Genomic DNA, 9,664 nt, shown 5'->3' on the forward strand with positions numbered 1-9,664 from the left:
CCCCCCCCCCCCCCACTACCGCTACCGCTGCCGGGCGCAGGCCCAGCGCGATCACCACGCCGAGCGCGGCGAACAGCGCGGCGCCGTACTGTGCATTGACCATGCCCTGCAGGGCATCGGGACTGGTTGCTGCCTGCGTGCCGCGTGCGGCGTTGGCGACCATCACCAGTACCGCCAATCCCAGGGCGCCGCCGATCTGCTGGGCGGTGGCCGCCATGCCGGACGCGACACCTTGCTGCGGACCCGGCACTCCCTGCCCGGCCACGATCCACATCGCCGTCCAGCTCATGCCCTGGCCGATGCTGAGCACCACGATGCCCGGCAGCAGCGGCCAGTAGCCGGCGCCATGCGGCATCGCCAGCGCCACCGCGGCGATGCCGATGGCACCGGCGGCGAATCCCCAGGCCAGCACCTGCCGTGGCGAACGGCACCGCAGCATGCGTTCGGCAATACGGATGCCGAAGGTGCACACCAGTGTCGGCAGCAGGAAGGCCATCCCGGCCTGCAGCGGGCTCCAGCCATAGCCGTCCTGGAAATACAGCGCCAGGAAGTAGTACTGCACGCCATAGCTGCTCATGAAGGCGAAGGTCAGGCCGAGTGCCGCGCGCAGGCCAGGCAGGCGCAACAGCGAAAACTGCATCAGCGGGTCTCGGCTGCGCCTTTCGATCTGTACGAACACCGTCAACAGTACGGCTGAAAGCAGCAGGCAGATGAGCGTGGCCGGCGCCGTCCAGCCCCACTCCGGGCCCTGAACCAGGGTGGTAACCAGCAGGCTGCCGCCGGCGGTGACGGTGAGGCAACCGGCCAGGTCGAATGAACGGCCCTGCACCCGTGGGCCATCGGCCGGCAGCCACGCGCCGGCCGCGACCGCACACGCAGTTGCCAACGGCACGATCACCGCCAGCACCGCCGGCCAGCCGAACGCCTGGGTCAGCACCCCGCCCAGCAACGTGCCCAACGCCAACCCGACCGCGCTGGCCATGCTCCAGATCGCCAGCGCGCGGTTGCGCACCGGGCCCTCCGCGTACAGCGTGTTGATCAGCGCCAACGTGGCCGGGAACAACAATGCAGCACCGATGCCCTGTGCCGCGCGCGCGATGATCAACAGCGTGGCATTGGGCGCCAGTGCACCCAGCAGCGAGGCCAGCGCGAACAGCAGCATGCCCAGCCGGTAGAAGCGGCGACGGCCGATCAGATCGGCGGCACGCCCGCCCAGCAGCAGGCTGCCGCCGAAGGCCACGGTGTAGGCACTGACCACCCATTGCAGCTGCTGCGCGTTGATCTGCAACGCGCGCCCCATGTCATGCAGGGCGACGAAGATGATGGTGGCGTCCAGGGCGATGATCAGCTGGGCGGTGGCCAGCAGGGTCAGCGCCCAGCGCGGGTATTTGAGGGGAGGCATCGGTGGTCTGGCGCGGTGGGGGAGCGCAGTCTCATTGATGCAGCCGAATCAATAAACCCCCAATCCACCATATCTGTCATGATTTTCGGCATGAATGAAGCCCCGATGGACCTCAATGCCGTGCGCATGCTGGTACAGGTGGCCGAGGCACGCAGCTTCACTGTCGCTGCCGGCCAGCTCGGCCTGAGCCAGTCCGGGCTGTCGCGCGCGATCAGCCGGCTGGAAGCCACGCTGGGGGTGAAGCTGCTGCAGCGGAACACCCGCAACGTGGCACTGACCCCGGATGGCCGCCAGTTCGTCGATCAGGTCTCGCCCCTGCTGGCCGGCCTCGACGACGCCGAGCGGCAACTGGCCGACCGACCTTGCACACCCTCGGGCACGCTGAAGATCAGCGCGCCGTCGATGTTCGGGCGCAAGGTGCTGGTGCCGCTACTGGCGCCGCTGCTGCAGCAGCATCCGCAGCTGCAGGTAGAAGCCGTGCTCAGCGATCGCCTGGTCGACCTGGTTGAAGAAGGGTTCGATGCCGCGCTGCGTACCGGCGTCATTGCCGACCAGCGCATCGTCGCGCGTCCCCTGCGTCCGCTGCGCTGGGTGACCGTGGCCAGCCCGCAGTACCTGGAGCGCTGCGGCTCGCCGGTCGACGTGGCCGCGCTGCAGGATCACGCCTGCCTGGCGGTGCGCAACCTGCGCAGCGGCCGCCTGGTGGATTGGCAGTTCCTGCAGGACGGGCAGCTGCGTGAGTTCACCCCGCCGACGCGGATGGTGTTCGACAGCGGTGATCCGCTGGTGGAAGCGGCGATCGCCGGCATCGGCATCGTGCAGGTGATGGATTTCGCGGTGGCCGATGCGCTGGCCGATGGCCGCCTGCAACGCGTGCTGCAGCCGTTCGAAGGCCGCAGCCGTGCGCTGTCGTTGATCTACCCGCCGTCGCGCCAGCACTCACCGAAGCTGCAGGTACTGGCCGACGCGCTGCTGGCCGGAGAGTGGTAGCGCCGGCCGCTGGCCGGCGTCCACGTCGATCCAATCGTTTCGGGGTTGCCGGCCAGCGGCCGGCACTACCGATCAGGCAAAACCATCGGTGGCGCGCACCAGCGCGTCCACATTCTCCGCTTCGAACGCCGAGTGGCCCGAGGCCGGGGTGATTTCCAGCTTCGCCTTCGGCCAGACCTTGGTCAGGTCCCAGGCATTGGCCAGCGGGCAGACCACGTCGTAGCGGCCGTGCACGATCACGCCCGGGATATCGGCGATGCGGTGCGCGTCGCGCAGCAGCTGGTCTTCCACCTCGAAGAAGCCGCCGTTGACGAAGTAGTGGTTCTCGATGCGGGCGAAGGCCAGCGCGAAATGCGGGTCTTCGTGGCTGTTGATGAAGTCATCATCGACATGCAGGAAGCTGGTCGCGCCTTCCCACACCGCCCACGCCTTGGCGGCTTCCAGGCGGGTGGTTTCGTCGTCGCTGGTCAGGCGGCGGTGGAAGGCCGAGATCAGGTCGTGGCGCTCGACGGCCGGAATCGGCTTCAGGTAATGCTCCCACGCATCCGGGAACAGGCGGTTGGCGCCTTCCTGGTAGAACCATTCCAGCTCCCAGCGGCGCAGCATGAAGATGCCGCGCAGCACCAGTTCGGTCACACGCTGCGGGTGGGTTTCGGCGTAGGCCAGGGCCAGGGTCGAGCCCCAGCTGCCACCGAACACCTGCCAGCGATCGACCTTCAGGTGCTCGCGCAGTTTTTCGATATCGGCAACCAGGTCCCAGGTGGTGTTGTCCACAAGATCGGCGTGTGGGGTGGAACGGCCGGCGCCGCGCTGGTCGAACAGGATGATGCGGTACTTGGACGGGTCGTGGAACTGGCGCATCTTGTCGCTGCAGCCGCCGCCCGGACCACCGTGCAGCATCACCACCGGCTTGCCGTCCGGGTTGCCGCACTGTTCGAAGTACAGCGTGTGGCGGTCGTCGACCTTCAGGGTGCCGACGTCGTAAGGGGTGATGGCGGGGTACAGCGTACGCATGCTTGCAGCTCCAGGGTGATGCCCTGCCGGGGCAGGAGAACCCCCATTCTAGGCCGGTCGCCGGCCGAGGGTGATGCGGTCGCGCTGCTCCAGGTCCTGCACGGTCTGCACGTCGGCGAAACGCGCCGCCTCGAACAGCGCGCGGATCGCTTCGCCCTGGTCCCACCCGTGTTCGATCAGCAGCCAGCCCCCGGGCAGCAGGTGCGCCTGGCCACCGTCGACGATGCGGCGGATGTCATCCAGGCCATCCACGCCGGAGGCCAGCGCGGTAGCCGGTTCGAAGCGCAGGTCGCCCTGCTGCAGATGCGGATCGTCGCTGGCGATGTACGGCGGGTTGCTGGCGATCAGATCGAAGCGCGCGGCCTGCAGCGGCGCGTACCAGTCATGCCCGCCCTCGGCGAAGCGCACGTTGTGCAGTTCATGGCGCGCGGCGTTGCGCGTGGCTACGGCCAGCGCACCCACGCTGGCATCGGTGGCCAGTACCTGCGCCTGCGGCCGTTCGCTGGCCAGCGCCAGCGCGATCGCGCCGCTGCCGGTACCGAGGTCGGCCAGCTGCAGCGGGCGGCCCAGTGGAAGGCGATCCAGTGCCAGTTCCACCAGCAGTTCGGTTTCCGGGCGCGGAATCAGCGTGGCCGGGTCGACCTCCAGGTCCAGCGTCCAGAAACCGCGGCGACCGGTCAGGTAGGCCACAGGCTCGCCGGCCACGCGACGCGCCAGCAGCGTTTCGAAGGTGGCGAGTTCAGCGGCGGGCAGCGGGTCGGTAGCGTGTGCGAACAGCCAGCTGCGCGGGCGCTCCAGCACGTGCAGCAGCAGCAGTTCGGCCTCGTGGCGGGCCTCGATGCCGCCCAGGCGGGCACTGGCCTCGGCCACGACCTGGCGCAGGGAGGGTTCGGTTTTGACGGACATGCCGCAATTGTAGAGTCGAGCTTGCTCGACTGCTCCCTGCCCATGGTCGAGCAGGCTCGACGCTACAAAAGGCGGGAATCCGTTCAGGTTCTGGCGGACGGGATAAGGAAGGGCTATCGGCCGTCTTCACCCTCCAGGGAAGATTTTCCTTGTCACACAGGCAGTTGCAGGACGGAGGCAGCCGGATTCAGTGCCTGCTCAGTGCATTTTGATAGACTACATCTATCAAATAGATGCAATCAATGGATTGTTCTTATCGCCAGCGAGTCGGTAACCTAGCTCCTGTCGATTCACCCACTCCCCTTCACCCAGAGGAATAACGATGTCCCTGATCAACACCCAGATCCAGCCGTTCGAAGCCAATGCTTACCTGAATGGCGAGTTCATCAAGGTTTCCGACAGCACCCTGAAGGGCCAGTGGTCGGTCCTGATCTTCATGCCGGCCGCCTTCACCTTCAACTGCCCGACCGAGATCGAAGACGCCGCTGACCATTACGCCGAGTTCAAGAAGGCCGGCGCCGAGGTCTACATCGTCACCACCGACACCCACTTCTCGCACAAGGTGTGGCACGAAACCTCGCCGGCCGTCGGCAAGGCCCAGTTCCCGCTGGTCGGCGACCCGACCCACCAGCTGACCAACGCCTTTGGCGTGCACATTCCGGAAGAAGGCCTGGCCCTGCGCGGCACCTTCATCATCAACCCGGAAGGCGTGATCAAGACCCTGGAGATCCACTCCAACGAGATCGCCCGTGACGTCTCCGAGACCCTGCGCAAGCTGAAGGCTGCCCAGTTCACCGCCGCCAACCCGAACCAGGTGTGCCCGGCGAAGTGGAAGGAAGGCGAGAAGACCCTGACCCCGTCGCTGGACCTGGTCGGCAAGATCTAAGGCAGTACCGGCCTGCCGTGGCCCCACGCCACGGCGCGCCCCTCATCCCCGTGCCGGTCCCCCCGCCGGCGTGGGGGTGAACCCAAGACAGCCAACGCTCGCCCGCCTTGGCCAGCCAGCCCCTTCCACGGTCGCTGTCTTGGGTTCACCCCTACCCCCTGCTGGTCCGCTACCTTCTACAGCGGTGCCACGCCCCCTGTTTGCCTGAAGCCAGGAGATGACCCGATGTTGGACGCCAACCTGCAGTCGCAGCTGAAGACCTATCTGGAGCGCGTGACCCGCCCGATCCAGATCACCGCGCACGCCGACGACGGCGCCAAGTCGCAGGAGATGCTGGAACTGCTGCAGACCCTGGAAAGCCTGTCGGACAAGATCTCGCTGCAGGTGCTGCGCGACGGCCAGGGCCGCGTGCCGTCCTTCGACCTCGGCACCCCGGGCCAGGACATCCACCTGACCTTCGCCGGCCTGCCGATGGGCCACGAGTTCACCTCGCTGGTGCTGGCGCTGCTGCAGGTCGGCGGCCACCCGTCCAAGGCCACCGCCGAGCTGATCGAGCAGGTGCAGAACCTGGAGGGCGACTTCAAGTTCGAAACCTACTTCTCGCTGTCCTGCCAGAACTGCCCGGACGTGGTGCAGGCGCTGAACCTGGCCGCCGTGCTCAACCCGCGCATCCAGCACGTGGCCATCGATGGCGCCCTGTTCCAGGACGAAGTCGAGAAGCGCGAGATCATGTCGGTGCCGACGGTGTACCTCAACGGTGAAGTGTTCGACCAAGGCCGCATGACCCTGGAGCAGATCGTCGCCAAGCTGGACACCAATGCCAGCAAGCGCGATGCCGAGAAAATCGCCGCCAAGGATGCCTTCGACGTGCTGGTGGTCGGTGGTGGCCCGGCCGGCGCCGCTGCGGCGATCTACGCCGCGCGCAAGGGCATCCGCACCGGTATCGCCGCCGAGCGTTTCGGTGGCCAGGTGCTGGACACCATGGCGATCGAGAACTTCATCTCGGTGAAGGAGACCGAAGGCCCGAAGCTGGCCACGGCGCTGGAACAGCACGTGCGCGAGTACGACGTGGACATCATGAACCTGCAGCGTGCCAGCGCTCTGGTGCCGGCCGGCGAAGACGGCCTGGTGCAGGTGCAGCTGGAGAACGGCGCGGTGCTGAAGTCGCGTTCGGTGATCCTGTCCACCGGCGCGCGCTGGCGGCAGATGAACGTGCCGGGCGAAGACCAGTACCGCAACAAGGGCGTGGCCTACTGCCCGCATTGCGATGGCCCGTTGTTCAAGGGCAAGCGCGTGGCGGTGATCGGCGGCGGCAACTCCGGCGTCGAGGCGGCCATCGATCTGGCCGGCATCGTGTCGCATGTAACCCTGCTGGAATTCGATTCCAGCCTGCGCGCCGATGAAGTGCTGCAGAAGAAGCTGCGCAGCCTGGGCAACGTGACCGTGCTGACCAGCGCGCAGACCACCGAAGTGCTGGGCGACGGCAGCCGGGTCACCGGCCTGGTCTACAAGGACCGCGTCGGCGGCGATGCCCACCGCGTCGAGCTGGAAGGCATCTTCGTGCAGATCGGCCTGCTGCCCAACACCGAATGGCTGAAGGACACCGTGGCACTTTCGCCGCGCGGCGAGATCGTCATCGATGACCGTGGCCAAACCAACCTGCCGGGCGTGTTCGCCGCAGGCGATTGCACCACGGTACCCTACAAGCAGATCATCATCGCCATGGGCGCTGGCTCGACCGCCGCACTGAGCGCGTTCGATCACCTGATCCGCTCGTCGGTGAGCAACAGCAGCGGTGCCGTTGCTGAAGCGGCCTGATCCACCGTTCCCAGATCACCGGGAACATTGTCTGCCTGTCGGGTAACCATGCCGTCAGCCGGTCCGTTACCCCTGGGGTGTAAGGATGAACCTACGTGATCTGAAGTACCTGGTAGCCCTGGCCGACCACAAGCATTTCGGCCGGGCTGCCGCCTCCTGCTTCGTCAGCCAGCCCACGCTGTCGACGCAGATCCGCAAGCTGGAAGAAGAGCTGGGCCTGCCGCTGGTGGAACGCGCGCCGCGCAAGGTGATGCTGACCCCGGCCGGGCAGGAAGCCGCCGCGCGGGCACGGGTGATCGTGTCCGAAGTGGAGCAACTGAAGGAAGCGGCGCGACGCAGCCGCGATCCGGAAGCCGGTACGGTGCGCCTGGGGATCTTCCCGACCCTGGGCCCGTACCTGCTGCCGCATGTGATCCCCCGCATCCGCGAACGCTTCCCGGAGCTGGAGTTGCTGCTCGTCGAGGAAAAGAGCGACGTGCTGCTGGACCGTCTGCGCGAAGGCAAGCTCGATGCCGCGCTGCTGGCGCTGCCGGTGATCGACGACCAGCTGCATGCCGAGTTCCTGTTCGAGGAGCCGTTCCTGCTGGCCGTGTCCGGGCGCCATCCGCTGGCCCGCCGCGAACACCTGGACGTGCAGGAGCTGGCCACGCAGAAGCTGCTGCTGCTGGAAGACGGCCATTGCCTGCGCGACCAGGCGCTGGAAGTGTGCCGCCTGTTCGGCGCCAACGAGAAGTCCGAGTTCCGCGCCACCAGCCTGGAAACCCTGCGGCAGATGGTCGCCGCCGACGTCGGCATCACCCTGCTTCCCAGCCTGTCGGTGCAGCCGCCGGTGCCGCGCTCGAACAACATCCGCCTGCTCGACTTCACCGGCGAAGGTCGTCCGAGCCGACGCATCGCCATGATCTGGCGCCGCAGCTCGGCCATGAACGGCTTCCTGATGGAGCTGGCCGACCAGTTCAAGCGGCTGCCGCATGCACTGTTCACGCTCGACGCGGTGAATGCCGTCGGCGACGACGCCAATGCCCTGCCCGGCCCCGCGCTGAACGGCTGAGCCCCCACAGCCTCGGCCCGGAATCGGCAGGAGTCGATTCCGGTCGCATTTGTCCCCACAATACAGACAGGCGGCGCCAGCGGGTGCCGCCTTTTGCATGGTTTTCAACCAAGGAGCGTCACCATGAACACCGCCAGCGGCCTGCCGCCGTCGATCACTGTTTCCACCTTCGACATGGACCGCCTGGAGGCCATGCTCGACTCCCCTGCGCTGAGCCAGACGCCTGCCGCGCTCGCGCTTGCTGAAGAACTCAACCGGGCCACCGTGCTGGCGCCGGACCAGATTCCCGAAGGCATCGTCATGATGCATTCGCGCGTGGAGTGCGAAGATGAAGTGTCGGGCGAAAAACACGTCCTGACCCTGGTCTTCCCCCGCGAAGCCAACGTCGATGAAGGCAAGGTTTCCGTGCTGGCCCCGGTCGGCAGTGCCCTGCTCGGCCTGGCCATCGGCCAGAGCATCGACTGGAATGCGCCCGGCGGCCGCAAGCTGCGCCTGCGCGTGACCGCGGTCCACAACGACCGCCCCTGATTACCGCTGCGCACCGCGCGCGATTCGATCCCCCTGCACCAGGAGCCGTAATGAGTACCCCGTCCAAACTGTCCCAGCTGCGCGAACTGTCCGTGGTCGTTGCCGATACCGGTGACTACGACGCGATCAAGCGCCTGCAGCCGGTGGATTGCACCACCAACCCGACCCTGGTGAAGAAGGCGCTGGACCTGCCGGTCTACGCCGAACTGATCGAACGCGAACTGGCCTGGGGCCGCCAGCAGAGCGGTGACCGCGAAGCCGTGGTGCACGCCGTGGCCGACCGCCTGACCATCGGCGTCGGCGCGCTGCTGAGCACGCTGGTGCCGGGCCGCGTGTCCACCGAAGTGGACGCCGACCAGGCCCACGACACCACCGCGACCGTAGCCAAGGCCCGCCAGTTCATCCAGATGTACGCCGATGCCGGCGTGCCGCGCGAGAAGATCCTGATCAAGATCGCTGCGACCTGGGAAGGCGTGGAAGCCGCGCGCATCCTGCAGGCCGAGGGCATCGACTGCAACCTGACCCTGATCTTCAACCCGACCCAGGCGCTGGCCTGCAGCGAAGCCGGCGCGTTCCTGATCTCGCCGTTCGTCGGTCGCATCCTGGACTGGTACGTGGCCAATGGCCAGACCCCGGCCAGCATCGACGAAGACCCGGGCGTGAAGTTCGTGCGCGGCGTGTATGCCGAGTTCAAGCGCCGCGGTTCGCCGACGGTGGTGATGGGCGCCTCGTTCCGTTCGACCGCGCAGATCGAAGCGCTGGCCGGCTGCGACCGCCTGACCATTTCGCCGGACCTGCTGGAGAAGCTGGACGCCGACCATGGCGAGCTGCCGCGCAAGCTGGTGGCCGGTGCCGCCGACGGCGCAGCGGTGACCCCGATCGACGCAGCGAAGTTCGCCGCCGACCTGGCCGCCGATCCGATGGCGACCGAGAAGCTGGCGACCGGTATCGATGCGTTTGCCAAGGATCTGCAGGCGCTGCGCGAGCGGATTCGTTCGGAACTGTGAGGATTTCGGCCAACGGCTGAGCCCCTCGTGGCGGGTCGGTTGGTCGCGAAAGGCATGAAGCA

Annotated in this window: 9 protein-coding genes; 6 read left to right on the forward strand and 3 right to left on the reverse strand. The window is 67.0% G+C overall.

Translation table 11 applies throughout. From position 1 onward, the window contains the following. A partial coding sequence (locus tag QRO93_RS14230; RefSeq protein WP_285304266.1) for an MFS transporter occupies positions 1-1,402 on the reverse strand: 1,402 nt, incomplete at its 3' end. A 105-nt stretch (positions 1,403-1,507) separates the two neighbouring features. Here QRO93_RS14230 and QRO93_RS14235 point away from each other — a divergent pair. Continuing rightward, on the forward strand, positions 1,508-2,392 hold the full coding sequence (locus QRO93_RS14235; RefSeq protein ID WP_049457969.1) for a LysR family transcriptional regulator: 885 nt from the start codon (positions 1,508-1,510) through the stop codon (positions 2,390-2,392). A 72-nt stretch (positions 2,393-2,464) separates the two neighbouring features. Here the strand turns inward: QRO93_RS14235 and pip are convergent, their stop codons facing one another. Next, positions 2,465-3,406 carry a prolyl aminopeptidase gene (gene pip, locus QRO93_RS14240; RefSeq protein WP_164087748.1) on the reverse strand — a complete coding sequence of 314 codons (942 nt, stop codon included), beginning with the start codon at positions 3,404-3,406 and terminating at the stop codon, positions 2,465-2,467. A 48-nt stretch (positions 3,407-3,454) separates the two neighbouring features. Then, positions 3,455-4,312, reverse strand: coding sequence for a peptide chain release factor N(5)-glutamine methyltransferase (prmC, locus tag QRO93_RS14245; protein ID WP_180880852.1), 858 nt, complete (start codon positions 4,310-4,312; stop codon positions 3,455-3,457). A 322-nt stretch (positions 4,313-4,634) separates the two neighbouring features. Here prmC and ahpC point away from each other — a divergent pair, with 322 nt between their 5' ends. The 5 genes from ahpC (at position 4,635) to QRO93_RS14270 (ending at position 9,602) form a co-directional block, all read left to right on the forward strand. After that, a complete protein-coding gene (gene ahpC, locus QRO93_RS14250) occupies positions 4,635-5,198 on the forward strand; it encodes an alkyl hydroperoxide reductase subunit C (RefSeq protein WP_004144811.1) in 564 nt (187 codons plus the stop codon). Positions 5,199-5,423: 225 nt separating this feature from the next. Further along, positions 5,424-7,016 carry an alkyl hydroperoxide reductase subunit F gene (gene ahpF, locus QRO93_RS14255; protein WP_053448857.1) on the forward strand — a complete coding sequence of 531 codons (1,593 nt, stop codon included), beginning with the start codon at positions 5,424-5,426 and terminating at the stop codon, positions 7,014-7,016. An 85-nt stretch (positions 7,017-7,101) separates the two neighbouring features. Then, complete coding sequence (locus QRO93_RS14260; RefSeq protein WP_008268420.1) at positions 7,102-8,067, forward strand: LysR substrate-binding domain-containing protein; 966 nt, start codon at positions 7,102-7,104, stop codon at positions 8,065-8,067. A gap of 123 nt (positions 8,068-8,190) precedes the next feature. Then, positions 8,191-8,595, forward strand: a complete 405-nt coding sequence (gene rnk, locus QRO93_RS14265) for a nucleoside diphosphate kinase regulator (RefSeq protein ID WP_004154317.1) — start codon at positions 8,191-8,193, stop codon at positions 8,593-8,595. A 50-nt stretch (positions 8,596-8,645) separates the two neighbouring features. Then, positions 8,646-9,602 (forward strand): transaldolase, encoded by a 957-nt coding sequence (locus QRO93_RS14270; RefSeq protein ID WP_053448856.1) that lies wholly within the window; start codon positions 8,646-8,648, stop codon positions 9,600-9,602. Positions 9,603-9,664 lie beyond the last annotated feature (62 nt).

The organism is Stenotrophomonas maltophilia group sp. Smal17 (genome assembly GCF_030237045.1).
GTDB lineage: Bacteria > Pseudomonadota > Gammaproteobacteria > Xanthomonadales > Xanthomonadaceae > Stenotrophomonas > Stenotrophomonas forensis.